This window comes from Limnohabitans sp. INBF003, from assembly GCF_055396645.1.
Genome location: NZ_AP029222.1, coordinates 2870538 through 2894085 on the forward strand (window position 1 = coordinate 2870538; position 23548 = coordinate 2894085).

Sequence of the window (23548 nt, forward strand, 5' to 3'; positions counted from 1 at the left end):
GCTCAAATAGCCGATTGGCCAAAGGCCACAAACTGCGCCAGCTTGGCCTTGGCCGCGCCAGATTCGACGGCCACACGAGCACGCTCCAGACCATCCGCGATGCTGCTGGCCACATTGGCCGCGTACAAGGCGGCTGCGGCATTGATCAAGACAATGTCCCGCGCCGCACCGGGCTGATTGTCCAGCACACCGCGCAACATGGCCATGGACTGCTCGGGCGTGTCCACTTTCAAGGCACGGTTGCTGGCCATGGTCAAGCCGAAATCCTCCGGATGAATTTCGTATTCGGTGATCTGGCCATTTTTGAGCTCGCCCACCAGCGTGGCTGCACCCAGGCTGATTTCGTCCATGCCATCCCGGCCATAAACCACGACAGCGTGTTCAGCGCCCAAGCGCTGCAAGGCACGCACCTGAATGCCCACCAAATCCGAGTGGAACACACCCATCAGGATATTGGGGGCGCTGGCCGGGTTGGTCAATGGGCCCAGGATGTTGAAAATGGTGCGCACGCCCAACTCCTTGCGCACAGGGGCCACGTTTTTCATGGCAGGATGGTGGTTGGGCGCGAACATGAAGCCGATGCCCACCTCCTCAATGGAGCGCGCGATCTGCTCGGGCTTGAGGTTGATGTTGCCCCCGAGCGCCTCGACCACATCGGCACTGCCTGATTTGCTGCTGACGCTGCGTCCGCCATGCTTGGCGGTTTTGGCACCCGCTGCAGCCGCCACAAACATGGCGCAGGTCGAGATGTTGAAGGTATGGGCACCATCCCCGCCTGTGCCCACAATGTCCACCAGATGCGTGGGGTCAGCCACATGCACCTTGGTCGAAAACTCGCGCATGACCTGTGCAGCAGCAGTGATCTCGCCAATGGTCTCCTTCTTCACGCGCAGGCCAGTGATCAGCGCTGCTGTCATGACCGGCGACAGCTCGCCATTCATGATCATGCGCATGATCTTGAGCATCTCGTCATGGAAGATTTCACGGTGCTCGATGGTGCGTTGCAACGCTTCCTGAGGGGTAATGGGCATGAGGGGTCCTTGCGATGAATCGAAGAGGTTAAAAGCGTCAATGCGCGGGAGCGTCCGTCAGGGCCAGTTTGAGTCCGAAGCCCACAAACATGCAACCCGCCAAAAAGTCCAGGTGTTGCAGCCCACGCTGCAGCAAGCGGGCGCGCTGGGACAGCCAGGAGGCCGCCAGCGCCCAGGCCATGCAAATGAGCAGGCCGTTGAAATTGAACAGGCACCCGAGCCACACAAAAGTCCAGGCTGGATCTGGCGCGTTGACCGGAATGAACTGCGGCACGAAGGCCAGAAAAAACAAGGCCACTTTGGGGTTCAAGGCATTGGTGGCAAACGCCTTGAAGAAGACCCAACGCAAACCGGGTGCTTCAGGCGCGTTTTCGCGCTCATCTTGGGCAGACAAGGCATTGGGGGCATCCCCTGCCCCGCCCCCCGACTTGGCAGTGGACCACAGCAAACGCACACCGATCCACATCAGGTAGGCCGCGCCCAGCCATTTGACGGCATTGAAAGCGGCGGCAGAAGTAGCCAGCAATGCGCCCACACCCAAGGCCGCTGCCGCCACATGCACAAAACACCCGGCCGTGATGCCCCATGCGGCCACCAAGCCTGCACGCCGACCGCCACGCAGAGACTGGCTGACGATGAAAAGCACATCCGGCCCTGGCGTGAGGTTGAGCAGCACACCTGCCACCATGAACATCCAAAGTTGCTGAGCATCAGGCATGGTTTAAAGAATTCAGTAAACGCCAGAACGCGTGAGACCTTGCGCCGCATCCGGTGCCTGGTTTTGCATGAAACGGCGAATGCAAGCCAGCGCATGGTCAATGCCTGCAGCGTCCACATTCAGGTGCGTGACAAAGCGCAAACCGATGAGCCCCGTGGCCAGAACACCCTGGGCCTTTAAAGCCTCCAGCAGCGCCGGTCCCCGGCCGTCGGCCACATCCACAAAAACGATGTTGGTCTGCGCAGAGCGCACGCTCAAGCCTGCAATGCCCTGCAGGCCTTGCGCCAAGCGCTGAGCCAAAGCATGGTCATCGGCCAGTCGCGCCACATGGTGGTCCAGTGCATGCAAAGCCGCGGCAGCCAACACGCCAGACTGGCGCAAGCCGCCACCCAAAGCCTTGCGCCAGCGCAGCGCCTTGGCAATCAGTTCACGCGAGCCGCACAAGGCCGAGCCCACTGGTGCACCCAAGCCTTTACTGAAGCACACGGACACGCAGTCAAAGTGGTCCACGATGCGGCGAACGCTGTCGGTCACAGCGCTGCCTTGGGCATCGGCCACCGCCGCATTGAACAGCCGGGCACCATCCAGATGCGTGGCCAGACCATGCTGCCTGGCCAGATCGGTGGCTTGCGCCAGATAGTCTTGCGACATGACGTGGCCATTCCAGGTGTTCTCCAGCGCCAGCAAACGTGTGCGCGCAAAGTGGCAATCGATCGGTTTGATGGCTGCCGCAATGTCAGCCAGCGCCATTTCGCCTTGCACGTTTTGCGCCAACGGCTGCGGCTGAATGCTGCCCAACACGGCCGCACCACCGCCTTCATATCGGTAGGTATGGGCGTTCTGACCCACGATGTACTCGTCGCCCCGCTCGCAATGCGCCATCAAGGCACACAGGTTGCTCTGTGTGCCCGAGGGCATGAACAAGGCCGCTTCTTTGCCCGTGATCTGGGCCATGCGTTCTTGCAAGGCATTGACCGTGGGGTCGTCGCCAAACACATCGTCACCCAAAGGGGCGTTCAACATGGCCGCACGCATCGCCGCCGTGGGCTGCGTAACGGTGTCGCTGCGCAAATCGATCATGGCCGCTCCAGAAAATTCTTGAGCATGGCATGGCCGTGCTCGGTGAGGATGGATTCAGGATGGAACTGCACGCCCTCGATGTCCAGCTCGGTGTGGCGCACGCCCATGATTTCGCCGTCATCGGTCCAGGCCGTCACCTTCAGGCAAGGCGGGCATGTGGCGCGCTCGATGGCCAGCGAGTGGTAACGGTTGACGGTGAATTTTTCCGGCAAGCCGGCGAACACACCCTCTTGCGTGGTGGTGATGACGCTGGTCTTGCCGTGCATCAGCTCTTGTGCCCGAACAATCTTGCCGCCAAAAGCAGCGCCAATGCTTTGGTGGCCCAGGCACACGCCCAGGATAGGCAGCTTGCCTGCGAAGTGTTGAATCGCCGCCACCGAAATGCCCGCCTCAGCAGGCGAACAAGGGCCCGGCGAGATGACCAAACGGTCAGGCTGGCGGGCAGCGATGCCTTCGAGGATAACTTCGTCGTTGCGAAACACCTCGACCTCAGCACCCAGTTCACCAAAGTACTGCACGATATTGAAGGTGAAGGAGTCGTAGTTGTCGACCATCAGGAGTTTGATTTTTTTCGCCATGATCACTCCAGCCCTTCTTCCACCAACTCACTGGCCCGCAACAAGGCACGGGCCTTGTGCTCGGTTTCGCGCCATTCCATTTCGGGCACCGAGTCGGCCACCACACCGGCAGCAGCCTGCACATACAGGGTCTGATCCTTGATGACGGCGGTGCGAATGGCAATGGCCACGTCCATGTCGCCGGCATAGCTGATGTAGCCGCAAGCGCCGCCATAGATGCCACGCTTGACGGGCTCGAACTGGTCGATCAGCTCCATGGCATGCACCTTGGGCGCACCCGTCAGCGTGCCTGCCGGGAAAGTGGCCTTGAGCACATCCATATTGGTCATACCTTCATTGAGTACGCCCTCGACGTTGCTCACGATGTGCATGACATGGCTGTAGCGCTCGACCACAAAGGCCTCGGTCACCTTGACCGAGCCAATCTGGGCAATTCGGCCAATGTCGTTGCGCGCCAGATCAATCAGCATCACATGCTCGGCCCGCTCTTTGGGGTCGTTGATCAGCTCCAGCTCGGCGGCCTTGTCTTTTTCGGGCGTTGCGCCCCGTGGGCGTGTGCCCGCCAAGGGTCGAATGATGACTTTGGCGCCCTCTTCGGTTTGCTCCTGGCGCACCAGAATCTCGGGGCTGGCCCCAACCACATGGAAGTCACCAAAGTTGTAGAAATACATGTAGGGGCTGGGGTTGAGCGAACGCAGCGCACGGTACAGCGAGAGCGGACTCTCGGTGTAGCGCTTCTTGATCCGCTGCCCCACTTGCACCTGCATGAAGTCGCCGCCCGCGATCAGCTCTTTCGCTTTTTCAACCGCAGCGATGTAATCGGCCTTGGCAAAGTCGCGCTCGGCTGGATAGGACTGGCTGGCTTTGACCACGGGCGCACTGACCGAGTATTTGAGTTGCTCCTTCAGGTCGCGCAAGCGCTTTTTGGCGCCCACATAGGCTTCGGACTTGGCCGGGTCGGCATACACGATCAGGTACAGCTTGCCTGACAGGTTGTCGATGACGGCCAGCTCTTCGCATTGCAGCAGCAAGATGTCGGGGGTGCCCAGGGTGTCGGGTGGGCAGGAGTTTTCGAGTTTTTTCTCGATGTACCGCACCGCGTCGTAACCGAAATAGCCCGCCAAACCGCCACAGAACCTGGGCAGGCCGGGGCGCAAGGCGACCTTGAAGCGCTTTTGGTACTGCTCAATAAAGTCCAGCGGGTTGCCCGTCGCGGTTTCGATGACCGCGCCATCGCGCACCACTTCGGTTTTGGCATCAGCCCCAAAGCCGCTGGCGCGCAGCAGGGTGCGGGCGGGCAGGCCAATGAAGCTGTAGCGCCCAAAGCGCTCGCCGCCCACCACCGATTCGAGCAAAAAACTGTACTTGCCGTTGTCCTTGGTGTGGGCCAGCTTCAGGTACAGCGACAGAGGGGTTTCCAGGTCCGCAAAGGCTTCCAGCATGAGTGGAATGCGGTTGTAGCCTTGACTGGCCAGGCTTTTGAATTCAAGTTCGGTGATCACGGGCAAGAGCCTCCAAAGCGCTCAGCGACCTCGGGTGAGGTGCTTTTCATTCATCCAGGTGCCCAGCCGATGCTGGGCGCGGGTGGCGGGCAAGGCCGCACGGTCGATGGTGTCAGGCTGGCTGACGCCAGGGCCAGGCTCCCCGGCCTTCCGCATGGGAATGGCTCGGCAGGCAGGCTGCGCTGGAGTGACGGATGAGAATGAACATGATGAGACAAGTGTAGCAAAGCTGACGAGCAGTTTTTAAACCGCCTGCATCGCACTCATTGCACGGCTGGGCGCAAGCAATCGGGCAGCTGGGCCAGCGAATCCAGCCAGGCTGCTGCGGGTGTGTCTTGTACCCGTTGGCCATGGTTGTAGCCATAAGTCACCAGCACGACGGGGCACCCTGCGGCATGGGCGGCTTGGGCATCGTTGCTGGAATCGCCCACCATCAAGGTTCTGGCTGCTACCGAGCCCAAGGCCTCGCAGGTTTTTTGAATGGGCAAGGGATCGGGTTTTTTGCGTTCAAAGCTGTCGCCGCCAAAGACGTGAGTAAAAAAATGGTCCAGCGACTTTTCTTTCAACAACGCCACCGCAAACGACAAGGGCTTGTTGGTCAAACACGCCATGGGCAAGCCCCGCTCCGCAAAGGCAAGCAAAGCCTCCAACACTCCAGGGTAGACATCGGCAAATTGACCATTGATCTGAAGGTAATGGTGCTGGTAGCGCAGCCAGGCCCGCTCAAACAAGGCATCGACCGAGAGCGCAGGACAGGCTTGACCCACGCCCTTGACCTCGGGCCGAGCAATCTGGTGTGCCAGCAAGGTTCGAATCAGGTGCTCTGAACCTTTGCCAATGGTCTGCTCGATCAGGGCGTTGGAGACCGGTGGCAAGTCCAGATCAGCCATGGTGCGGTGCAAGGCCACCTGAAAATCACCCAGGGTGTGCACCATGGTGCCGTCCAGGTCAAAAATGACCGCTTCGATTTGCGTCAAATCATGGGCGACGACGGTCATGCTCAACCCAAAGCCACGCGCATCTGGTCGATCACGGCTTTGTAATCGGGTTTGCCAAAAATGGCACTGCCGGCCACAAAGGTGTCGGCACCTGCATCGGCCACACGGCGGATGTTGTCGACTTTGATACCGCCATCCACTTCCAAGCGGATGTCACGGCCACTGGCGTCGATCAATTTGCGCGCCTGCTCGATCTTGCGCAAAGCCGAGTCAATGAAACTCTGACCACCAAAACCGGGGTTGACGCTCATGATGAGGATCAAGTCGATCTCGTCAATGGTCCACTCCAGCACATCCAATGGCTCCGCCGGGTTGAACACCAGGCCCGCTTTCACGCCCTTGCTTTTGATGGCCTGCACACTGCGGTGCACATGGCCGCTGGCATCGGGGTGAAAGCTGATCAGATCGGCACCGGCTTCCGCAAAGGATGCAGCCAAGGCATCCACAGGGGAAATCATCAAATGCACATCGATTGGAACCGCCACACCGGCTGCGGTTTTCGCATGCGGCTTCAAGGCCTGACAAATCATCGGGCCAAATGTGAGGTTGGGCACGTAATGGTTGTCCATCACGTCAAAGTGGATCCAGTCGGCCCCCGCGTCGATGACGCTTTTGACTTCTTCGCCCAAGCGTGCGAAATCGGCCGAGAGGATGGAAGGGGCAATTCGGTAGGTCGTCGTCATCCTTGAATTGTCGCAGTTAACATGCGCGAATGTCTTCTTACACCATTCAAATTGATGTGCAGCCCCAATACGTGGCTGAGCAAAGTGACCCTCTTCAAAAGGTTTTTGCTTTTGCGTACACCATCACCGTGACCAACACCGGCACTGTCACTGCGCAACTGATTTCAAGACACTGGCTCATTCAGGACGAAAGCGGCCACACGGACGAGGTCAAAGGTTTAGGCGTTGTCGGGCAGCAGCCCTTGCTGCGTCCGGGCGAGTCTTTTCAGTACACCAGTGGCTGTCGCCTGCATGCGCCCAGCGGCACCATGCATGGCAGTTACTTTTTTGTCGCCGAAGACGGCCATCGCTTTGATGCCCCCATTGCCACTTTTGTGCTCGAGTCTTCGGGTTCAGGCCTGACAGGTCGTACGCTTCATTGAGGTCGCCTTGCGGTTAAGCTCTTGGCCATGGGTGAATTTGACCTGATTGAACGCTTTTTCAAGCGCCCGCCACAAAAGGCGGATGTGGGCATTGGGGACGACTGCGCGGTGTGGTCACCTCGTGCCGGGCATCAGCTGGCTTTCTCTGCCGACATGCTCGTCGAAGGGCGGCACTTTTTATCGACCGTTGAGCCATCCCGGCTGGGCCACAAAGCATTGGCCGTGAATTTGAGCGATCTGGCAGCTTGCGGCGCCACGCCACAAGCCTTCTTGCTCTCCTTATCTTTGCCCCGAGCAGATGAGGCTTGGTTGTCCGGCTTCTCTCAAGGCCTCTTCCAATTGGCTGATGCCTATGGCTGCGAACTGATCGGCGGCGACACCACCCAAGGCCCGTTGAACATGGCTATCACCGTGATGGGCGAGGTTCCTCTGGGGCAATCTATTTTGCGCAGTGGTGCACAAGCGGGTGATGACTTGTATGTGAGTGGCCATTTGGGCGATGCACGCTTGGCTCTTGAAGCTTTTCGTGGCGCGATCAGCCTGCCGCAAACTGTATTCGATGCCGCACGCCTGCGCATGGAAACACCGACGCCACGCGTGGCTCTGGGCATGGCCCTTCGAGGCATCGCTCATGCCATGGCCGACATCAGCGATGGTTTGCTTGGCGATCTGGGACACATCCTCAAAGCCAGCCATGTGGGTGCCGAAATTGACCTGCAGTCCACGACAGAGCTTATGCAAACGACACACCTGTGGTCTTGCCCTTCTGAATTGGCCCAGACCTGCGTGCTGTCCGGTGGCGACGACTACGAACTCGTGTTCTGTGCCCCGCCCTCGGCATCTGCCAGCGTCCATGCTGCGGCACAAGCGTCTGGTACTCGCGCAACACGGATTGGCCGCATCACTGCGGCACCAGCGCTGGTCCTGCTGGACCCACAAGGGCAAACTGTGCATTCACAGTTTCGCTCTTTTGATCACTTTGCATGACGATGACTTCTTCTTTTGATTCAAGGACCGTCAGCCGCCCCATCAAGCCGACCGCCGCCTTCATGCTGGCGCACCCAGCCCGCATCATGGCCCTGGGTCTGGGCTCTGGCCTGGCACCCAAGGCACCCGGTACGGTTGGCAGCCTTTGGGGGTGGCTCTCCTGGTTGGTCATTCAAAACTATCTCTCTTTGCCTGAACAAGCCCTGCTGATTGCCACCGCCTTCCTTGCAGGCTGGTGGGCCTGCACGGTCACCGCACACCACATGGGCGTCAGCGACCCTGGTGCCATTGTCTGGGACGAGATCATTGCCATGTGGTTGATTTTGTTTTTGGTCATGCCGACAAACTTCTGGGGGCAACTGACTGCCTTTGCCTTGTTTCGGTTTTTCGATGCCGCAAAACCCGGACCGGTTGCGTGGGCAGATCAGCTGTTCAAGGGCTTTGGCTGGCGCGGTGGTTTCGGCATCATTTTTGATGATCTTGTGGCTGCTTTTTGCACCTTGTGTGTGATGGCTTTATGGAGGTGGTTCTGATGTCCGATGTGGCGGTCAAGCTGGCGGAACGCTTGAGCACACTGAATTGGCAAATGGCTACAGCAGAAAGCTGCACAGGTGGCCTGATTGCTGCGCACTGCACGGACTTGCCTGGCTCCAGTGCGTGGTTTGACCGCGGATTTGTCACCTACTCCAATGACGCCAAGACACAAATGCTGGGCGTGCCCGCTGAATTGATTGCAGCGCAGGGTGCCGTCAGCCAATCTGTTGCACACGCCATGGCCATGGGTGCGGTTTACAGGTCCAAAGCGCAAGTGTCTGTTGCGGTCACAGGCGTCGCAGGCCCGAGCGGCGGCACCCCTGAAAAGCCTGTGGGAACCGTTTGGTTCGGCTGGTGCATCAACGGCGCAGCATCAACAGAGATCAAACACTTTGAAGGCAACCGCCATCAAATCAGGCAATCGACTGTGGCACACGCCCTAGAAGGCCTGCTCAGCCGCCTTCCTCTTCCGAATTGAACTTGGAAGCCACAAATGAAAAAACCCTCCGAAGAGGGTTTTTTCATATTCAACCGAAGTTGAAATTTGGTTGCGGGGGCCGGATTTGAACCAACGACCTTTGGGTTATGAGCCCAACGAGCTACCAGACTGCTCCACCCCGCGGTATCTTCGAATTATACCTTACTCTGCTGCTTGTTCGGCAGAAGAATCAGCACGATCGACCAATTCAACCAAGGCCATTGGTGCATTGTCACCCACGCGGTAACCCATTTTCAGGATGCGTGTGTAACCACCAGGACGCTTGGCGAAACGGGGACCCAGATCGGCAAACAATTTGACGACGCTGTCACGGTCACGCAGGCGGTTGAATGCCAAACGCTTGTTGGACAAGCTGTCTTCTTTGGCCAAAGTGATCATCGGCTCAATGACGCGACGCAGCTCTTTGGCTTTAGGGAGTGTGGTCTTGATGACTTCGTGCTCGATGAGCGAGTTCATCATGTTGCGCAGCATGGCGAGGCGGTGCTCGCTGGTGCGGTTCAATTTACGGAGGCCGTGTCCGTGACGCATGGTGCTTTCCTTTCTTTATTAAACAGGCAGCCGTATCAGGTACTGCCCGTGCACACCCCGGAATTTTCCGGGAACTTCGTATTATCGCTTTTCCAAACCAGCTGGTGGCCAGGCTTCGAGCTTCATGCCCAAAGTCAGACCGCGGGAAGCCAAGACTTCCTTGATTTCATTGAGTGACTTGCGACCCAGATTAGGGGTTTTGAGCAATTCATTCTCAGTGCGCTGGATGAGGTCACCGATGTAATAAATGTTTTCTGCTTTGAGGCAGTTGGCCGAACGAACGGTGAGTTCGAGTTCGTCCACAGGACGCAACAGGATCGGATCAAAACTGCCAGCGCCACCGCGTTGTGCAGGCTCATTGAAGGCCGACAATTCGCTGCCTTCGAGTTGTGCAAACACAGCCAGTTGTTCAACCAGAATCTTGGCCGAGGAGCGCACAGCATCTTCAGCCGTGATCGCACCATTGGTTTCAATTTCGATGACCAACTTGTCCAGATCGGTACGCTGCTCAACACGAGCGCTTTCAACGGTGTAGCTCACGCGCTTGACCGGAGAGAACGATGCGTCGAGAACGATGCGGCCCAAAGCTTTGGTAGGCTCGTCAGCAAAACGGCGCATGCTGCCAGGCACATAACCACGGCCTTTTTCGACCTTGATCTGCATGTCCAGTTTGCCGCCATGCGACAGATTGGCAATGACGTGCTCTGGATTGATGATCTCGACATCGTGAGGTGTCTGGATATCGGCAGCAGTAACAGCGCCTTCGCCGTCCTTGCGCAAACTCAGAGTCACTTCGTCACGGTTGTGCAGTTTGAAAACCACACCTTTGAGGTTCAACAGGATGTTGACCACATCTTCTTGAACACCGTCAATGGAAGAGTACTCATGCACAACACCCGCGATGGTGACTTCGGTGGCGGAGTAACCGACCATGGAAGACAACAAGACGCGACGCAATGCGTTGCCGAGTGTGTGACCATAACCACGCTCGAATGGCTCCAACGTGACTTTTGCACGGTTGGCGGCCAATTGCTCGACTTGGATGGCTTTGGGTTTCAACAGATTGGTTTGCATTCAGACTTCCTCTCAATACCCCCGGTTCGTTACACCGGTAAGGCTGATGAAGCACCCGGCCCACAATGCCTTGTGCGCCGGGAACGATTGAAACAACGAATTAACGTGAATACAGTTCGACGATCAACGATTCGTTGATGTCTGCTGCGAATTCATCGCGATCAGGAACCTTCTTGAAGGTGCCTTCTGCCTTGTCGGCATTGACTTCAACCCAAGCAGGCATGCCCACTTGCAAGGCCAATTGCAAAGCTTCAACCACGCGGTTTTGCTTTTTGGACTTTTCGCGAACAGCGATCACGTCACCGGCCTTGACCAGGTACGAAGGGATGTTCACGGATTGACCATTCACCGTGATGGCTTTGTGAGAAACCATCTGACGTGCTTCAGCACGTGTAGAGCCAAAGCCCATGCGGTACACCACGTTATCCAGACGGCACTCCAACAGACCCAACAAGTTGGAACCTGTGTTGCCTTTGCGGCGATCAGCTTCAGCGAAGTAGCGGCGGAATTGCTTTTCCAGCACGCCGTACATGCGCTTGACTTTTTGCTTTTCACGCAATTGCAGACCGTAGTCCGATGTGCGCTGACCCGAAGTACGGCCGTGCTGGCCTGGCTTGGTGTCAAATTTGGACTTGTCCGCGATCGAGCGGCGTGCGCTCTTCAAGAACAGATCAGTGCCTTCACGGCGTGAGAGTTTGGCCTTGGGGCCGAGGTAACGTGCCACTTGAAATCCTTTTATACATCTGCCGCATCAGAAATGCGGGAGCCAGGCGATGCAAGCATGGCCTGGCGGTGGGCTTGGTTTGAAATTAGATACGACGACGCTTTTGAGGGCGGCAGCCATTGTGCGGAACAGGTGTCACATCAGCAATGGAGGTGATGCGGATACCCAATGCACCCAGGGCACGAACCGAAGACTCGCGACCAGGGCCTGGGCCCTTGATTTCGACGTCAAGGTTTTTGATGCCTTGTTCTTGTGCTGCACGACCTGCGACTTCAGAAGCGACCTGAGCAGCGAAAGGTGTCGACTTGCGCGAACCCTTGAAGCCCTGACCACCCGAAGAAGCCCACGACAAGGCATTGCCTTGGCGATCGGTGATCGTGATGATGGTGTTGTTGAACGACGCTGTGAACGTGCGCAATGCCGTCGGCAATGTTCTTGCGGACTTTTTTGCGGACACGTTGTGATGCGCTGTTTGATTGTGCTTTAGCCATAGTGGTCTCTCAATCCTGCTTATTTCTTCAGAGCCGCTGCGCCTTTGCGCGGACCCTTGCGAGTGCGTGCATTGGTGCGTGTACGCTGTCCGCGCATAGGCAAGCCGCGACGATGACGGAAACCGCGGTAGCAACCGATGTCCATCAAACGCTTGATGTTCATGGTGGTTTCACGACGCAGATCACCTTCAATGGTGAACACGGCGATTTGATCGCGAATTTTTTCGAGATCAGCGTCCGTCAGATCTTTGATCTTTTTGGAATAAGCGATGCCAGAAGCTTCGCAAATTTGTCGAGCGCGGGTGCGACCAATACCGAAGATGGCGGTCAAGCCAATTTCAGCATGTTTGTGCGGCGGAATGTTGATGCCAGCGATACGTGCCATTTTCGTCCTCTAAAACTAGTTCAATCAGCCTTGACGCTGCTTGTGACGTGGATCTGTACAGATCACACGAACAACGCCTTTACGGCGAATGATTTTGCAGTTGCGGCAAATTTTTTTCACCGAAGCCGAAACTCTCATGGTTTTCTCCTAAAACTCATCGTTACCCAGACCTTGTCAGACTAGGTGAAATTTGTGGCCCTGCACAAATGGCAGGGATTCTTTACCGAAACCAGCTCACTACAGACAACTCTTTTTCAAGCTTTGCCGAAGCATTGATCACAACAATTGATCAGGATTTGAAACTTGCTTTCTTCAAAAGCGAATCGTACTGTTGTGACATCAAATAATTTTGAACCTGAGCCATGAAATCCATGGTCACGACCACGATGATCAGCAACGATGTGCCACCAAAGTAAAACGGAACATTGTATTTCAGAATCAAAAACTCAGGCAGCAAACAAACGAATGTGATGTATGCCGCACCTGCCATGGTCAAACGCAACAAAATCTTGTCAATGTAGCGTGCCGTTTGATCACCTGGGCGGATACCCGGAATGAAAGCACCGCTCTTCTTGAGGTTGTCTGCTGTTTCACGGCTGTTGAACACCAACGCCGTATAGAAGAAGCAGAAAAACACAATTGCCGCAGCATAAAGCATCACGTAAATCGGCTGACCAGGTGTCAAGCTGCTCGAGACATCTTTGAAGAAACGAACAACAACGCTGTCTGTTTCACCCGAACTGAACCAGTTGATCACCGTTGCAGGCAACAAAATGATCGACGACGCGAAAATCGGAGGAATCACACCTGCCATGTTCAGCTTGAGCGGCAAGTGCGACGATTGACCGCCATACACCTTGTTACCCACCTGACGGCGTGCGTAATTGACGAGAATCTTGCGTTGACCGCGCTCCACGAACACCACGAAGTAAGTCACCAGAACCACAACCGCAATGATCAGCATGGAAACCAAGGGATTCATCGCACCGGTACGAACCAGCTCAAACAAACCACCCATGGCATTTGGCAAACCTGCCGCAATACCCGCAAAAATCAGGATCGAGATACCGTTGCCCAAGCCACGCTCGGTGATTTGTTCACCCAGCCACATCAGGAACATCGTGCCGGCCGTCAGACTGACCACCGCAGTCATGCGGAAACCCATACCTGGATTGATCACCAGACCCGCCGATGCTTCCAGAGCGACAGCAATACCCAACGACTGAAATACAGCCAGACCCAAAGCGCCAAAACGCGTGTACTGGGTGATCTTGCGCCGTCCCGCTTCGCCTTCTTTCTTCATTTGCTCGAAAGCAGGAAGAACGTAGGTCAGCAATTGCATCACGATGGAGGCAGAGATGTACGGCATGATGCCCAAGGCGAACACGGTAAACCGCGACAAAGCGCCACCCGAAAACATGTTGAACAAGCTCAGGATGCCACCTTGCTGACCATTGAACAGCTGCTTGAGCTGTGCAGGATCAATGCCTGGGACAGGAATGTGCGCGCCAGCACGGTAAACCACCAGCGCGAGCAGCAAGAAAACCAGTCGACGACGGAGGTCGCCGAACTTGTCTGCTTTGACTGCTTGATTAGCGCTGGTTGCCACGATGTGTCTCGCCTATCAACATTCAGGCTACGGAGCCACCAGCAGCTTCAATCGCTGCTTTGGCACCTGCAGTCGCGCCAATACCTGTCAATTTGACAGCTTTAGCGAGCTCACCCGTATTGATCACCTTGACCACTTTGGCCATTTGCGACACCAAACCAGCTTGCTTCAAAGTCAACACATCCACTTCAGCCAAGTCCAAACGGGACAAGGTTGTCAGTGTGATTTCTGCGTTGTACTTGAGCAAGTGCGACTTGAAGCCACGCTTGGGCAGGCGACGTTGCAAAGGCATTTGACCGCCTTCGAAACCCACTTTGTGGTAGCCACCCGAACGGGATTTTTGACCTTTGTGACCACGACCGGCGGTTTTACCCAGACCCGAACCGATACCACGGCCAACGCGACGCGCTGCGTGCTTGGAGCCTTCTGCGGGCTTGATGCTATTGAGTTCCATCATCGGCCTCTTAGAGAACTTTGACCAGGTAGCTGATCTTGTTGATCATGCCGCGCACTGCGGGTGTGTCCTGCAGCTCACTCACGGAGTTGAGCTTGCGCAGACCCAAGCCACGAACAGTGGCGCGGTGCGAAACTTTGGTGCCAATCGGGCTGCGAACCAGTTGGACTTTCACGGTTGATTGTGTCGTCATGTTCGATCTCCGGTTCAGCCGAACAGCTCTTCAACGGACTTGCCACGCTTGGCAGCCACGTTGGAGGCTGTTGTGCAATTGGACAATGCGTCCAGAGTGGCACGAACCATGTTGTAAGGGTTGGACGAACCATGGCTCTTGGCCACGATGTCGGTGATGCCCACCACTTCGAACACAGCGCGCATAGGACCACCAGCGATGATGCCGGTACCCTTTGGGGCTGGTGCCATCATGACGCGGGCTGCGCCGTGATGACCATGCACTGCATGGTGAATGGTGCCATTCTTGAGGTGAACTTTGGCCAAGTTGCGACGGGCTTCTTCCATCGCTTTTTGGACAGCGGCCGGCACTTCTTTCGATTTGCCTTTGCCCATGCCCACTTTGCCATCGCCATCACCCACCACAGTCAATGCGGCGAAACCCAAGATACGGCCACCCTTGACCACTTTGGTCACGCGGTTGACCGCGATCATCTTTTCGCGCAGACCGTCTTCAGGACCGTCGCTCTGCGGTTTTGCTGTAAATTTAGCCATTTGTAATTCCGATCCGTTTAGAACTGCAGACCTGCTTCACGGGCTGCTTCGGCCAAAGCCTTGACACGACCGTGGTAAGCAAAACCTGCGCGGTCGAAGGCGACCTTCTCAACGCCAGCAGCTTTTGCTTTTTCAGCAATGCGCTTGCCAATGACGGCGGCAGCGGCGGCATTGCCACCCTTGCCTGTAGCGCCCAGGGCCGTGCGCACTTCGGCTTCGGCTGTAGAGGCACTGGCCAACACTTTGGTACCGCAGCCAGAGATAACGCTGGCGTAGATGTGCAGGTTGGTGCGGTTCACGGTCAAACGGGCCACGCCTTGCTGTGCAATGCGGATGCGTGTTTGACGTGCACGACGGAGACGCTGCTCTTTCTTGGTCAACATGATGCAGCTCCTTATTTCTTCTTGGTCTCTTTGATCGTGATCTTCTCATCCGAATAACGGATGCCCTTGCCTTTGTAAGGCTCAGGAGGACGAACAGCACGGATCTCAGCAGCAATTTGGCCAACACGTTGACGGTCGGCACCCTTGATCACGATTTCAGTCGCGGTCGGAGTGGCCACCGTGATGCCAGCTGGCATATCGATGTTGACGGGATGTGAGTAACCAACAGCGAGGTTCAATTTGGCGCCAGAGGCAGCCGCTTTGTAACCCACGCCGACCAGGTTCAGCTTCTTTTCGAAGCCTTTGGTCACGCCAGTCACCATGTTGTTCACCAGCTGACGCAAGGTGCCGCTCATGGCATTGGCTTCACGTGAATCATTGGCAGGGGCAAAGCTGAGCTTGCCGCCTTCGTTGCTCACGGTCACCAGCATGTTGGAGGCGATGGCCAATTGACCACCAGCGCCCTTCACACTGATTTGATCTTGTTTGATCGACACATCCACACCAGCGGGGATGGTCACAGGCATTTTTCCTACGCGGGACATTCTTTTTCTCCCTTTAAGCGACGTAGCACAGCACTTCGCCGCCGACACCGGCTGCACGTGCTTTGCGATCAGTCATCACGCCCTGGGGTGTGGTGACGATGGCCACGCCCAAGCCGTTTTGGACTTGAGGAATAGCATCACGGCCTTTGTACACACGCAGGCCTGGACGGCTCACGCGCTCAATACGCTCGATGACCGGACGGCCAGCGTAGTACTTCAGGGCGATATCGAGGGTGGCTTTGCCATCTTCGGTTTTGACTTGGAAGCCGTCAATGTAGCCTTCATCTTTCAGCACTTGGGCGATGGCGACCTTCACTTTGGAAGATGGAACCAACACGTTGGCTTTTGACACCATTTGTGCGTTACGGATGCGGGTCAACAGATCGGCAATAGGATCACTCATGCTCATGTTGTTATCTCCTGCCGATTACCAGCTGGCCTTGGTCACGCCCGGAATGTTGCCTGCGAAGGCTAATTCACGGATCTTGGCGCGGCCCAGACCAAATTGACGGAACGTACCGCGTGGGCGACCGGTGATTTCACAGCGGTTGCGTTGGCGGGTCGGGTTGGCGTTGCGCGGGAGCTTTTGCAGACCCAGACGGGCAGCTGCACGCTCTTCATCACTGCGCTTGGCATCGTTGGCGATGGCTTTAAATTCCGCGTATTTTTTCGCGTATTTCGCTGCCAGTTTTTCACGCTTGAGCTCGCGCTCGATCAAAGCTACTTTAGCCACGTGACACCTCAGTTCTTGAAGGGGAAGCGGAAAGCTGTCAAGAGCGCTTTGCACTCTTCGTCAGACTTGGCCGTTGTGGTGATGCTGATGTTGAGACCGCGCAAGGCATCGACCTTGTCGTACTCAATCTCAGGGAAAATGATCTGCTCTTTGACGCCGATGTTGTAATTACCACGACCATCAAATGCGCGACCAGAGATACCGCGGAAGTCACGAACGCGAGGCAAAGCCACGGTCACGAAACGGTCCAGGAATTCATACATCTGAACGCCACGCAGCGTCACCATGCAGCCGATAGGCTGTTGTTCACGGATTTTGAAACCGGCGATGGCTTTCTTGGCCTTGGTCACCACAGGCTTTTGGCCTGCGATTTTGGTCAAGTCGCTCACAGCGTGGTCCATGACTTTTTTGTCAGCCACCGCCTCAGACACACCCATGTTCAAGGTGATCTTGGTGATGCGAGGAACCTGCATTGGCGACTTGTAGCCAAATTTGGCTGTCAACTCGGCAGCGATTTTCTCGCGGAAGATTTGTTGCAAACGTGCCATGCTCATGCCACCTTGATTTCTTCGCCGCTCGACTTGTAAACGCGAACGCGTTTGCCGTCAGCTTGCAGCTTGATGCCCACGCGATCAGCCTTGCCTGTTGCGACGTTGAAAATCGCCACATTGGATTGGTGAATCGGCATGGCCTTTTCGATGATGCCGCCAGTCGTGCCCTTCATGGGGTTTGGCTTGGCGTGCTTTTTGACGATGTTGATACCGTCAATTACCAGATGAGAGTCAGTGGCGCGCAACGACACGACGCCGCGCTTGCCTTTGTCCCGACCTGTGATGACGATGATTTCGTCGCCTTTGCGAATCTTGTTCATGGCGCGTCCTTACAGTACTTCAGGAGCCAAGGACACGATCTTCATGAACTTCTCGGTACGCAGTTCACGCGTGACCGGGCCGAAGATGCGGGTGCCAATAGGCTCCAACTTGGCATTCAGCAACACAGCAGCATTGCCATCGAATTTAATGAGGGAGCCATCGCCACGGCGGATGCCCTTGGCAGTGCGAACCACCACAGCACTGTAGATCTCGCCTTTTTTGACGCGACCACGCGGGGCGGCTTCTTTGATGCTCACTTTGATGATGTCGCCAACACTTGCATAGCGACGCTTGGACCCGCCGAGCACCTTAATGCACAGCACGGACTTAGCGCCGGTGTTGTCGGCCACATCCAACCGAGATTCTGTCTGGATCATTTCTTTATTCCCAACTTGTATTTCTTGTCCGCCAGCCTTGCAGCCAACCCACAGAAATCAGTCTTGGACCCGTCATTCACACCGCGAACCACTCGCAGCGCTTCAGATTGGGCAGATACTTACGCTTTTTGCAAAGCGAAGCTCTCGATTATGTCTGAAAACTTGGGCAAGCGCAACAAGTTCCGAAAAATATTTCTGAAGAAGCGCCCCGATTCAGACATTCATGCCGAGCAGCACAGGCTGCCATCCGACGAGTTATGGAGCAGGACAGTGAAAAACACAGACAATTCACTTGCCCGACACGTCATTTTTGACCAAATCACTTTAACAACTATATTGATTGAGCATGACCACTCTCAAGAAACACATCGCCTTCATCGGCGGCGGCAACATGGCCAGCGCCATCATCGGCGGCCTGATCCGCCAGGGCATGAAAGCCGAGCAGATCACCGTGGTCGAACCCTTTGCCGAGACCGCCGCCAGACTGCAGCAGGACTTCGGCATCACCGCCCTGCCTGCCGCTGGCCCCGCTTTGGCCCAGGCCGATCTGGTGGTCTGGGCGGTCAAGCCGCAAATGTTCAGCGAAGCCGCCGCGCCCGTCATGCCGCACACCCGAGCTGCACTGCACTTGTCGGTGGCAGCCGGCATCCGCACCGACAGCATCTGCCGCTGGGTGGGCACCGATCGCGTGGTGCGCTGCATGCCCAACACGCCCGCCTTGGTGGGCCAAGGCATCACCGGTTTGTTCCCATGCCCGTCGGTCACCGCCGCCGACAAAGCGCTGGTGGAACAGGTCATTGGCACGACTGGCCAATTTTTGTGGGTGCAGCAAGAGTCGCAGCTGGACGCCGTAACCGCCTTGTCGGGTTCCGGTCCGGCCTATGTGTTTTATTTCCTCGAAGCCATGACCCACGCCGGTGTGGGCATGGGTCTGAGCGCTGAGCAGGCTTACCAGCTGGCCGTGGCCACTTTTTCGGGCGCATCGTCTTTGGCTGCGGCTTCGACAGAATCGCCAGAAGTGCTGCGCCAGCGCGTCACCTCCAAAGGGGGCACCACCTATGCCGCCATCACCTCGCTGGAATCCTCGGGGGTGAAGGCGGCGTTTGTGCAAGCCATGCAGGCGGCCGAAGTGCGTGCACGCGAGTTGGGCGATGAGTTCGGCAAAGCCTGATGCTGCCCGCCTGAAGCCTGGCAGGCGTCAGGCGACGCTGTAACTCGCTGCCACACCCAAAAACACGCTGAACCCCAGCCAATGGTTCAGTCGGAAGGCCTTGAAACAGCCTTCTCGGGTGCGGTCCTTGATGAGCAGGACATGCCAGACCACCTGCACAGCGGCCCCGGCCAGTCCTGCCCAGAACCACAGCCCCCGTGCTGGGGCATCCAGCAAGCATGCCCAGAGGCCCAAATAAGCCGCATAAAACCCCGTGATCGCCGCGACATCCCAGCGGCCGAGAGTGATGGCCGAGGTTTTCATGCCAATCAACAAGTCGTCATCGCGGTCCACCATGGCGTATTCGGTGTCATAGGCCAACACCCAAAACAGGTTGCCCAGCAGCAAGCCCCAAGCCAGTGGCGGCACAGCCCCTTGCACGGCGGCAAACGCCATTGGAATGCCAAAGCTGAACGCCACCCCCAGCACGGCCTGCGGCATCGACACATAGCGTTTGGCGTAGGGGTAAATCAGCGTCACCCCCAAAGCGGCAAACGACCACCGGATGGTGGCCGCGTTCGTCGTCAGCACCAAGCCGAACGCACACAGCGCCAGCACGGCCCCCACCAGCAAGGCCTCTTTTGTGCCGATGCGCCCACTGGTCACTGGGCGATTGGCCGTGCGTTTGACGTGCTTGTCAAAGTCTCGGTCGGCCACATCGTTGATGCAACAGCCCGCACTGCGCATGAGGACCGTGCCCAAGGTGAACACGGCGACCAAATGCCAGCCCGGAAAGCCACCCGCAGCCACCCACAAAGCCGCCAGCGAAGGCCACAGCAACAGCAGCCAGCCCGCAGGCCGGCTCCAGCGGATCAGGTCAAGGTACAGCTTGAGTTTGTAGGTCATGACAGACGCGTCACACCCGGCAGCGGACAGGCATAGATGGCGTTGCGCATGGCGGCAATGGCTTCGTAGCGGGTGTAGCTGCGGCGCCAGGCCAGCACCACCCGACGCGTAGGAGGCTTGCCACCTGCCGGGTCCACGATAGGCAGGTAGCGCACAGGTGAATCGTGCCACCCGCCCGAACGCTTGTGCACGGGCTTGAGCTCGGGCACCGACAAACGGGGCACCAAGGTCACGCCCATGCCTGCCGCCACCATGTGCTTGATGGTCTCCAGGGATGAGCCCTCAAAGGTCTTGCGGATGCCATCGGTCTGGCTCGCATAACGGGCAAATTCGGGGCACACCTCCAGCACGTGGTCACGAAAGCAATGCCCTGCTCCCAGCAACAGCATGGTCTCGTTTTTCAGCTGCTCAGGGGTGATGAAGGCTTCGGAGGCCAAGGGGTGGTTCAGCGGCAAGGCCGCCATGAAAGTCTCGTCATACAAAGGTGCCACGGCCAGGCCCGACTCGGGAAACGGCTCAGCCAGAATGGCGCAGTCGAGCTCGCCTGTGCGCAGCATTTCCAGCAATCGCACAGTGAAGTTTTCTTGCAGCATCAAGGGCATTTGCGGCATGTCGGTGATGATCTGGCGCACCAGATCGGGCAGCAAATAAGGCCCGATGGTGTAGATGACACCCAGGCGCATGGTGCCTGCTAAAGGGTCTTTGCCGCGCTTGGCGATTTCCTTGATCTCGGCTGCTTGCTCCAACACGCTTTGCGCCTGGCGCACGATTTCTTCGCCCAGCAGCGTGACCGACACTTCGCTGGCGCTGCGCTCGAACAGCTTGACCTCCAGCTCTTCTTCCAGCTTCTTGATGGCCAGCGACAAAGTGGGCTGCGACACGAAGCAAGCTTCGGCCGCCTTGCCAAAGTGCTTTTCGCGGGCCACGGCCACGATGTATTTGAGTTCGGTCAGTGTCATGGCTTGAATTTAACAGTCAGGCTTTCAAATATTCGGATTTCCCGCCCAGCCAACGGTGAATGTGCCGCTCGGCCAATTGCGGGTGCTGGTCCAGCATCTGCGGGGCCAGCGCACGCGCCCAGTCCAGCAAATGCGCATCGGTCTCCAGATCGGCAAAGCGCAGCAAGGGCGCACCCGACTGGCGTGCCCCCAAAAACTCGCCCGGCCCCCGGATCTCCAGATCGCGCCGGGCGATCTCGAAACCGTCATTGGTCTCGACCATGGCGCGCAGACGCTCGCGGGCGGTCTCGCTCAAGCGGCCGCCTTCGGGCGTGCCATAGAGCAACACGCAGGCCGATGCCGCCGCGCCCCGCCCCACCCGGCCACGCAGCTGGTGCAACTGAGAGAGGCCAAAGCGCTCGGCGTGCTCGATCACCATCAACGAGGCATTGGGCACGTCCACCCCCACCTCGATCACGGTGGTGCTGACCAGCACGCCCATGACGCCTGCGGTGAAGAGTTCCATCACCGCCTTTTTTTCGGCCACCGGCATGCGCGAATGCAGCAGGCCCACCATCACGCCGGGCAGGGCTTCGCTCAGGTCGGCATGGGTTTGCGTGGCATTGGTCAGGTCCAGCGCCTCGCTTTCTTCGATCAGCGGGCACACCCAATACACCTGCCGACCCTGCTGAATTTGGGCCCCGATGCGCTCGACCACCTCATGGCGGCGGTGGTCCGACACCACCCGGGTCACGATGGGCGTGCGCCCTGGCGGCAGCTCGTCGATCACCGACACGTCCAGATCGGCGTAATAGCTCATGGCCAGCGTGCGCGGGATCGGCGTGGCCGTCATCATCAGCATGTGCGGCTCCATGCCTTCGTCCTGCATCTTGCCGCGCAGGGCCAGGCGCTGCGCCACGCCAAAGCGGTGCTGCTCGTCGATCACGGCCAGCGCCAGGTTCTTGAACTTGACGTGCTCCTGAATCACCGCGTGCGTGCCCACCACCAGCGCGGCCTCGCCCGACTCGATCAGCGCCAGCATGGCGGCGCGCTCTTTCTTCTTCTGGCTGCCAATCAGCCAGGCGACTTTGACGCCCAGCGGCTCCAGCCAGCCCACCAGCTTGGCAAAGTGCTGGGTGGCCAGAATTTCGGTCGGGGCCATCAGGGCACATTGCCAGCCCGCATCAATGACCACCATGGCCGCCAGCGCCGCCACCACGGTTTTGCCTGCGCCCACATCGCCTTGCAGCAAACGGTGCATTGGCACGTTGCGGGCCAAGTCTTTGGCAATCTCCTGCCCCACACGCTGTTGGGCATTCGTCAGGCCAAAGGGCAAGGCGGCCAGCAACTGCCCGTGCAAGCCTTTCGGTTTCATCTTCAAGGCCGGGGCACGCAACAAATCGCGCTCGCGCTTGGCCGTGAGTTGCGACAGCTGCTGCGCCAGCAACTCCTCGCACTTGAGGCGTATCCAGGCCGGGTGGCTGCGGTCTTCGAGCGCGGCCAGCGACACATCGGGTGTGGGGTGGTGCAAAAACTGCAAAGCATTGCGCAAGGGCCAAGCGCCGCGTTGGTCAGGCCAGGCGATGCCCTGAGGCATCGTCTCGCTCAGGTCAGCGTGGTTCAAACCCGTGATCACGGCCCGCCGCAAATAGGCTTGTGCCAGCCCCGCCACCGTCGGGTACACCGGCGTCAGGGCTTCGGCCAAGTGACCGCCCGCCGCCTTGAAACTGGGGTGCATCATGGTCAGGCCCATGAAACCGCCCTTGACCTCGCCCCGCGCCCGGATGCGGTTGCCCACCGCCAGCGCCTTTTGGTGAGAAGGGTAAAAGCTGAAAAAGCGCATCACGCAGGTGTCCGAGCCGTCATCCACCGTCACCAAAAGCTGGCGACGCGGGCGCATCGTGATCTCGCAGGCCGTCACCGTGGCTTCAATCTGCACGACATCGCCTTCCCGAGCCTCACGGAGTTGGACGATCCTTGTTTCGTCCTCGTAGCGCAAGGGCAAATGCAAAGCCAAATCAATGTCGCGCACCAACCCCAGCTTGAGCAAGGCCTTTTGGGGGGCGCTCAGTGTTTTGGCGGGTTGAACGGCAGACGTTGCAGACATGCACCGATTGTGCCGTGAGACTCGCCCAAGGGGAGCGCCCTGTTCAGGCTTTGGGTTTGACCGTTGCTGCGACAGACAACGCGGTCACCACATCCCGCACCGTTTTGCGGGCATTGATGTCCAGTGCCAAATAGCGACCGAGCATTTCACGGTCGGACATGTTCAAATTTCTCAAATCCGACATGGCTTCCGCCGTCTTGATCACGCCCGCTTTTTGACCAAACCTCAGTTCGTCCGGACTGACTTGCAGCCAATTGGCCAAGACCCTGAGCTTGTCCTGAGTTGGAATTGATTTGGCCAGCAACCAATTGCGGGCAGTATGGGCTGTGATGCTGCGCCCCCAATAGCGCAAATTGAATTCATTGGCCACCACCGTGGGAGACGTGCGCACGCCAGCGTCCTCTAACGATTGACGAAGTCGTTGTGCAAATGCTTGGGTTTCTGTTGGTGCTGACACCCGTCTGAAAATAAGGCTTAAACGACCTCAACAGGTGAATTCGAATCAATTAATTCG

At 57.6% G+C, this 23548-nt stretch carries 33 protein-coding genes, 1 tRNA gene and 1 pseudogene; 5 read left to right on the forward strand and 30 right to left on the reverse strand.

The annotated features are described in order from the left end of the window. Positions 1-2: 2 nt before the first annotated feature. The 8 genes from trpD to rpe all read right to left on the reverse strand — a co-directional run bounded on the left by trpD (position 3) and on the right by rpe (position 6590). A complete protein-coding gene (gene trpD, locus ACZ5VE_RS13230; RefSeq protein ID WP_464455610.1) occupies positions 3-1031 on the reverse strand; it encodes an anthranilate phosphoribosyltransferase in 1029 nt (342 codons plus the stop codon). 37 nt (positions 1032-1068) lie between these two features. Then, positions 1069-1749 carry a LysE family translocator gene (locus ACZ5VE_RS13235; RefSeq protein ID WP_464455611.1) on the reverse strand — a complete coding sequence of 227 codons (681 nt, stop codon included), beginning with the start codon at positions 1747-1749 and terminating at the stop codon, positions 1069-1071. A gap of 12 nt (positions 1750-1761) precedes the next feature. Continuing rightward, the gene (gene ltaE, locus ACZ5VE_RS13240; protein WP_464455612.1) at positions 1762-2829 is read right to left on the reverse strand and encodes a low-specificity L-threonine aldolase; all 1068 of its coding nucleotides are present in this window, start codon (positions 2827-2829) and stop codon (positions 1762-1764) included. After that, positions 2826-3407, reverse strand: coding sequence for an aminodeoxychorismate/anthranilate synthase component II (locus tag ACZ5VE_RS13245; RefSeq protein WP_464455613.1), 582 nt, complete (start codon positions 3405-3407; stop codon positions 2826-2828). Before ACZ5VE_RS13245 ends, ltaE begins: the two co-directional genes overlap by 4 nt. A gap of 2 nt (positions 3408-3409) precedes the next feature. Continuing rightward, positions 3410-4909, reverse strand: coding sequence for an anthranilate synthase component I (gene trpE / locus ACZ5VE_RS13250; protein ID WP_464455614.1), 1500 nt, complete (start codon positions 4907-4909; stop codon positions 3410-3412). A 21-nt stretch (positions 4910-4930) separates the two neighbouring features. Further along, complete coding sequence (locus ACZ5VE_RS13255) at positions 4931-5065, reverse strand: hypothetical protein (RefSeq protein WP_464455615.1); 135 nt, start codon at positions 5063-5065, stop codon at positions 4931-4933. A 107-nt stretch (positions 5066-5172) separates the two neighbouring features. After that, the gene (locus tag ACZ5VE_RS13260; RefSeq protein ID WP_464455616.1) at positions 5173-5907 is read right to left on the reverse strand and encodes an HAD family hydrolase; all 735 of its coding nucleotides are present in this window, start codon (positions 5905-5907) and stop codon (positions 5173-5175) included. A 2-nt stretch (positions 5908-5909) separates the two neighbouring features. Further along, positions 5910-6590: a ribulose-phosphate 3-epimerase gene (gene rpe / locus ACZ5VE_RS13265; protein WP_312262140.1), complete on the reverse strand. Its 681-nt coding sequence runs from the start codon at positions 6588-6590 to the stop codon at positions 5910-5912. Positions 6591-6619: 29 nt separating this feature from the next. On the opposite strand from rpe, the gene apaG reads away from it, so the two are divergent. From apaG to ACZ5VE_RS13285, 4 genes are read left to right on the forward strand one after another with little or no spacing between them, the layout of a single operon-like run. Continuing rightward, positions 6620-7012 (forward strand): Co2+/Mg2+ efflux protein ApaG, encoded by a 393-nt coding sequence (gene apaG, locus ACZ5VE_RS13270; RefSeq protein ID WP_464455617.1) that lies wholly within the window; start codon positions 6620-6622, stop codon positions 7010-7012. Positions 7013-7039: 27 nt separating this feature from the next. Continuing rightward, positions 7040-7999, forward strand: a complete 960-nt coding sequence (gene thiL / locus ACZ5VE_RS13275) for a thiamine-phosphate kinase (protein ID WP_464455618.1) — start codon at positions 7040-7042, stop codon at positions 7997-7999. Further along, the gene (locus ACZ5VE_RS13280) at positions 7996-8532 is read left to right on the forward strand and encodes a phosphatidylglycerophosphatase A family protein (RefSeq protein ID WP_464455619.1); all 537 of its coding nucleotides are present in this window, start codon (positions 7996-7998) and stop codon (positions 8530-8532) included. Before thiL ends, ACZ5VE_RS13280 begins: the two co-directional genes overlap by 4 nt. Further along, on the forward strand, positions 8532-9011 hold the full coding sequence (locus tag ACZ5VE_RS13285; protein ID WP_464455620.1) for a CinA family protein: 480 nt from the start codon (positions 8532-8534) through the stop codon (positions 9009-9011). Before ACZ5VE_RS13280 ends, ACZ5VE_RS13285 begins: the two co-directional genes overlap by 1 nt. 67 nt (positions 9012-9078) lie before the next feature. Here ACZ5VE_RS13285 and ACZ5VE_RS13290 read toward each other — a convergent pair. The 18 genes and pseudogenes from ACZ5VE_RS13290 to rplN all read right to left on the reverse strand — a co-directional run bounded on the left by ACZ5VE_RS13290 (position 9079) and on the right by rplN (position 17933). Then, a tRNA-Met gene (locus tag ACZ5VE_RS13290) sits at positions 9079-9155 on the reverse strand. A gap of 18 nt (positions 9156-9173) precedes the next feature. Continuing rightward, positions 9174-9560: a 50S ribosomal protein L17 gene (gene rplQ, locus ACZ5VE_RS13295; protein WP_108312073.1), complete on the reverse strand. Its 387-nt coding sequence runs from the start codon at positions 9558-9560 to the stop codon at positions 9174-9176. A gap of 81 nt (positions 9561-9641) precedes the next feature. Continuing rightward, positions 9642-10634, reverse strand: coding sequence for a DNA-directed RNA polymerase subunit alpha (locus ACZ5VE_RS13300; protein ID WP_108285862.1), 993 nt, complete (start codon positions 10632-10634; stop codon positions 9642-9644). 100 nt (positions 10635-10734) lie between these two features. Then, complete coding sequence (gene rpsD / locus ACZ5VE_RS13305) at positions 10735-11358, reverse strand: 30S ribosomal protein S4 (protein WP_019429280.1); 624 nt, start codon at positions 11356-11358, stop codon at positions 10735-10737. An 85-nt stretch (positions 11359-11443) separates the two neighbouring features. Continuing rightward, positions 11444-11849: pseudogene (gene rpsK / locus ACZ5VE_RS13310) on the reverse strand (30S ribosomal protein S11). Between the two features lie 19 nt (positions 11850-11868). Beyond that, positions 11869-12234 (reverse strand): 30S ribosomal protein S13, encoded by a 366-nt coding sequence (rpsM, locus tag ACZ5VE_RS13315; protein WP_019429278.1) that lies wholly within the window; start codon positions 12232-12234, stop codon positions 11869-11871. Between the two features lie 24 nt (positions 12235-12258). Continuing rightward, positions 12259-12372 (reverse strand): 50S ribosomal protein L36, encoded by a 114-nt coding sequence (rpmJ, locus tag ACZ5VE_RS13320; RefSeq protein ID WP_011481465.1) that lies wholly within the window; start codon positions 12370-12372, stop codon positions 12259-12261. 151 nt (positions 12373-12523) lie between these two features. After that, the gene (gene secY, locus ACZ5VE_RS13325; protein WP_464455621.1) at positions 12524-13843 is read right to left on the reverse strand and encodes a preprotein translocase subunit SecY; all 1320 of its coding nucleotides are present in this window, start codon (positions 13841-13843) and stop codon (positions 12524-12526) included. A gap of 22 nt (positions 13844-13865) precedes the next feature. Next, the gene (gene rplO, locus ACZ5VE_RS13330) at positions 13866-14297 is read right to left on the reverse strand and encodes a 50S ribosomal protein L15 (RefSeq protein WP_464455622.1); all 432 of its coding nucleotides are present in this window, start codon (positions 14295-14297) and stop codon (positions 13866-13868) included. Between the two features lie 10 nt (positions 14298-14307). Then, positions 14308-14490 carry a 50S ribosomal protein L30 gene (rpmD, locus tag ACZ5VE_RS13335; RefSeq protein ID WP_019429275.1) on the reverse strand — a complete coding sequence of 61 codons (183 nt, stop codon included), beginning with the start codon at positions 14488-14490 and terminating at the stop codon, positions 14308-14310. 14 nt (positions 14491-14504) lie between these two features. Then, positions 14505-15023 carry a 30S ribosomal protein S5 gene (gene rpsE / locus ACZ5VE_RS13340; RefSeq protein WP_019429274.1) on the reverse strand — a complete coding sequence of 173 codons (519 nt, stop codon included), beginning with the start codon at positions 15021-15023 and terminating at the stop codon, positions 14505-14507. 17 nt (positions 15024-15040) lie between these two features. Further along, a complete protein-coding gene (gene rplR, locus ACZ5VE_RS13345) occupies positions 15041-15406 on the reverse strand; it encodes a 50S ribosomal protein L18 (RefSeq protein ID WP_019429273.1) in 366 nt (121 codons plus the stop codon). 11 nt (positions 15407-15417) lie between these two features. Beyond that, a complete protein-coding gene (gene rplF / locus ACZ5VE_RS13350; RefSeq protein WP_026036520.1) occupies positions 15418-15951 on the reverse strand; it encodes a 50S ribosomal protein L6 in 534 nt (177 codons plus the stop codon). Positions 15952-15964: 13 nt separating this feature from the next. Beyond that, the gene (rpsH, locus tag ACZ5VE_RS13355; protein ID WP_464455623.1) at positions 15965-16360 is read right to left on the reverse strand and encodes a 30S ribosomal protein S8; all 396 of its coding nucleotides are present in this window, start codon (positions 16358-16360) and stop codon (positions 15965-15967) included. 18 nt (positions 16361-16378) lie between these two features. Continuing rightward, a complete protein-coding gene (rpsN, locus tag ACZ5VE_RS13360) occupies positions 16379-16684 on the reverse strand; it encodes a 30S ribosomal protein S14 (RefSeq protein ID WP_108332613.1) in 306 nt (101 codons plus the stop codon). Positions 16685-16692: 8 nt separating this feature from the next. Then, the gene (gene rplE, locus ACZ5VE_RS13365) at positions 16693-17232 is read right to left on the reverse strand and encodes a 50S ribosomal protein L5 (RefSeq protein WP_100174273.1); all 540 of its coding nucleotides are present in this window, start codon (positions 17230-17232) and stop codon (positions 16693-16695) included. Positions 17233-17234: 2 nt separating this feature from the next. Next, entirely contained in the window at positions 17235-17555 is a 321-nt protein-coding gene (gene rplX / locus ACZ5VE_RS13370) for a 50S ribosomal protein L24 (protein WP_464455624.1), read from the reverse strand. A 9-nt stretch (positions 17556-17564) separates the two neighbouring features. Beyond that, positions 17565-17933, reverse strand: coding sequence for a 50S ribosomal protein L14 (gene rplN / locus ACZ5VE_RS13375; protein ID WP_019427444.1), 369 nt, complete (start codon positions 17931-17933; stop codon positions 17565-17567). Positions 17934-18279: 346 nt separating this feature from the next. On the opposite strand from rplN, the gene proC reads away from it, so the two are divergent. Next, positions 18280-19104: a pyrroline-5-carboxylate reductase gene (gene proC / locus ACZ5VE_RS13380; protein WP_464455625.1), complete on the forward strand. Its 825-nt coding sequence runs from the start codon at positions 18280-18282 to the stop codon at positions 19102-19104. Positions 19105-19131: 27 nt separating this feature from the next. Here the strand turns inward: proC and ubiA are convergent, their stop codons facing one another. The 4 genes from ubiA to ACZ5VE_RS13400 are packed head-to-tail and all read right to left on the reverse strand — an operon-like array spanning position 19132 to position 23425. Continuing rightward, positions 19132-19989, reverse strand: a complete 858-nt coding sequence (gene ubiA, locus ACZ5VE_RS13385; protein WP_464455626.1) for a 4-hydroxybenzoate octaprenyltransferase — start codon at positions 19987-19989, stop codon at positions 19132-19134. Beyond that, a complete protein-coding gene (locus ACZ5VE_RS13390) occupies positions 19986-20948 on the reverse strand; it encodes a LysR substrate-binding domain-containing protein (RefSeq protein ID WP_464455627.1) in 963 nt (320 codons plus the stop codon). The genes ubiA and ACZ5VE_RS13390 overlap by 4 nt, the downstream gene beginning before the upstream one ends. Positions 20949-20964: 16 nt before the next feature. Next, positions 20965-23034, reverse strand: coding sequence for an ATP-dependent DNA helicase RecG (recG, locus tag ACZ5VE_RS13395; RefSeq protein ID WP_464455628.1), 2070 nt, complete (start codon positions 23032-23034; stop codon positions 20965-20967). A gap of 43 nt (positions 23035-23077) precedes the next feature. Beyond that, positions 23078-23425 (reverse strand): hypothetical protein, encoded by a 348-nt coding sequence (locus ACZ5VE_RS13400; RefSeq protein WP_464455629.1) that lies wholly within the window; start codon positions 23423-23425, stop codon positions 23078-23080. Between the last annotated feature and the right edge of the window lie 123 nt (positions 23426-23548).

What these genes read in the sequence shown, in the direction of transcription:
- trpD (WP_464455610.1), bottom strand. Translation starts at nt 1,031, where the DNA reads ATGCCCATTACCCCTCAGGAAGCGTTGCAACGCACCATCGAGCACCGT.
- ACZ5VE_RS13235 (WP_464455611.1), bottom strand. Translation starts at nt 1,749, where the DNA reads ATGCCTGATGCTCAGCAACTTTGGATGTTCATGGTGGCAGGTGTGCTG.
- ltaE (WP_464455612.1), bottom strand. Translation starts at nt 2,829, where the DNA reads ATGATCGATTTGCGCAGCGACACCGTTACGCAGCCCACGGCGGCGATG.
- ACZ5VE_RS13245 (WP_464455613.1), bottom strand. Translation starts at nt 3,407, where the DNA reads ATGGCGAAAAAAATCAAACTCCTGATGGTCGACAACTACGACTCCTTC.
- ACZ5VE_RS13255 (WP_464455615.1), bottom strand. Translation starts at nt 5,065, where the DNA reads ATGCGGAAGGCCGGGGAGCCTGGCCCTGGCGTCAGCCAGCCTGACACC.
- ACZ5VE_RS13260 (WP_464455616.1), bottom strand. Translation starts at nt 5,907, where the DNA reads ATGACCGTCGTCGCCCATGATTTGACGCAAATCGAAGCGGTCATTTTT.
- rpe (WP_312262140.1), bottom strand. Translation starts at nt 6,590, where the DNA reads ATGACGACGACCTACCGAATTGCCCCTTCCATCCTCTCGGCCGATTTC.
- apaG (WP_464455617.1), top strand. Translation starts at nt 6,620, where the DNA reads ATGTCTTCTTACACCATTCAAATTGATGTGCAGCCCCAATACGTGGCT.
- thiL (WP_464455618.1), top strand. Translation starts at nt 7,040, where the DNA reads ATGGGTGAATTTGACCTGATTGAACGCTTTTTCAAGCGCCCGCCACAA.
- ACZ5VE_RS13280 (WP_464455619.1), top strand. Translation starts at nt 7,996, where the DNA reads ATGACGATGACTTCTTCTTTTGATTCAAGGACCGTCAGCCGCCCCATC.
- ACZ5VE_RS13285 (WP_464455620.1), top strand. Translation starts at nt 8,532, where the DNA reads ATGTCCGATGTGGCGGTCAAGCTGGCGGAACGCTTGAGCACACTGAAT.
- rplQ (WP_108312073.1), bottom strand. Translation starts at nt 9,560, where the DNA reads ATGCGTCACGGACACGGCCTCCGTAAATTGAACCGCACCAGCGAGCAC.
- ACZ5VE_RS13300 (WP_108285862.1), bottom strand. Translation starts at nt 10,634, where the DNA reads ATGCAAACCAATCTGTTGAAACCCAAAGCCATCCAAGTCGAGCAATTG.
- rpsM (WP_019429278.1), bottom strand. Translation starts at nt 12,234, where the DNA reads ATGGCACGTATCGCTGGCATCAACATTCCGCCGCACAAACATGCTGAA.
- rpmJ (WP_011481465.1), bottom strand. Translation starts at nt 12,372, where the DNA reads ATGAGAGTTTCGGCTTCGGTGAAAAAAATTTGCCGCAACTGCAAAATC.
- rplO (WP_464455622.1), bottom strand. Translation starts at nt 14,297, where the DNA reads ATGGAACTCAATAGCATCAAGCCCGCAGAAGGCTCCAAGCACGCAGCG.
- rpmD (WP_019429275.1), bottom strand. Translation starts at nt 14,490, where the DNA reads ATGACGACACAATCAACCGTGAAAGTCCAACTGGTTCGCAGCCCGATT.
- rpsE (WP_019429274.1), bottom strand. Translation starts at nt 15,023, where the DNA reads ATGGCTAAATTTACAGCAAAACCGCAGAGCGACGGTCCTGAAGACGGT.
- rplR (WP_019429273.1), bottom strand. Translation starts at nt 15,406, where the DNA reads ATGTTGACCAAGAAAGAGCAGCGTCTCCGTCGTGCACGTCAAACACGC.
- rplF (WP_026036520.1), bottom strand. Translation starts at nt 15,951, where the DNA reads ATGTCCCGCGTAGGAAAAATGCCTGTGACCATCCCCGCTGGTGTGGAT.
- rpsH (WP_464455623.1), bottom strand. Translation starts at nt 16,360, where the DNA reads ATGAGCATGAGTGATCCTATTGCCGATCTGTTGACCCGCATCCGTAAC.
- rplE (WP_100174273.1), bottom strand. Translation starts at nt 17,232, where the DNA reads ATGGCACGTTTGCAACAAATCTTCCGCGAGAAAATCGCTGCCGAGTTG.
- rplX (WP_464455624.1), bottom strand. Translation starts at nt 17,555, where the DNA reads ATGAACAAGATTCGCAAAGGCGACGAAATCATCGTCATCACAGGTCGG.
- rplN (WP_019427444.1), bottom strand. Translation starts at nt 17,933, where the DNA reads ATGATCCAGACAGAATCTCGGTTGGATGTGGCCGACAACACCGGCGCT.
- proC (WP_464455625.1), top strand. Translation starts at nt 18,280, where the DNA reads ATGACCACTCTCAAGAAACACATCGCCTTCATCGGCGGCGGCAACATG.
- ubiA (WP_464455626.1), bottom strand. Translation starts at nt 19,989, where the DNA reads ATGACCTACAAACTCAAGCTGTACCTTGACCTGATCCGCTGGAGCCGG.
- ACZ5VE_RS13390 (WP_464455627.1), bottom strand. Translation starts at nt 20,948, where the DNA reads ATGACACTGACCGAACTCAAATACATCGTGGCCGTGGCCCGCGAAAAG.
- recG (WP_464455628.1), bottom strand. Translation starts at nt 23,034, where the DNA reads ATGTCTGCAACGTCTGCCGTTCAACCCGCCAAAACACTGAGCGCCCCC.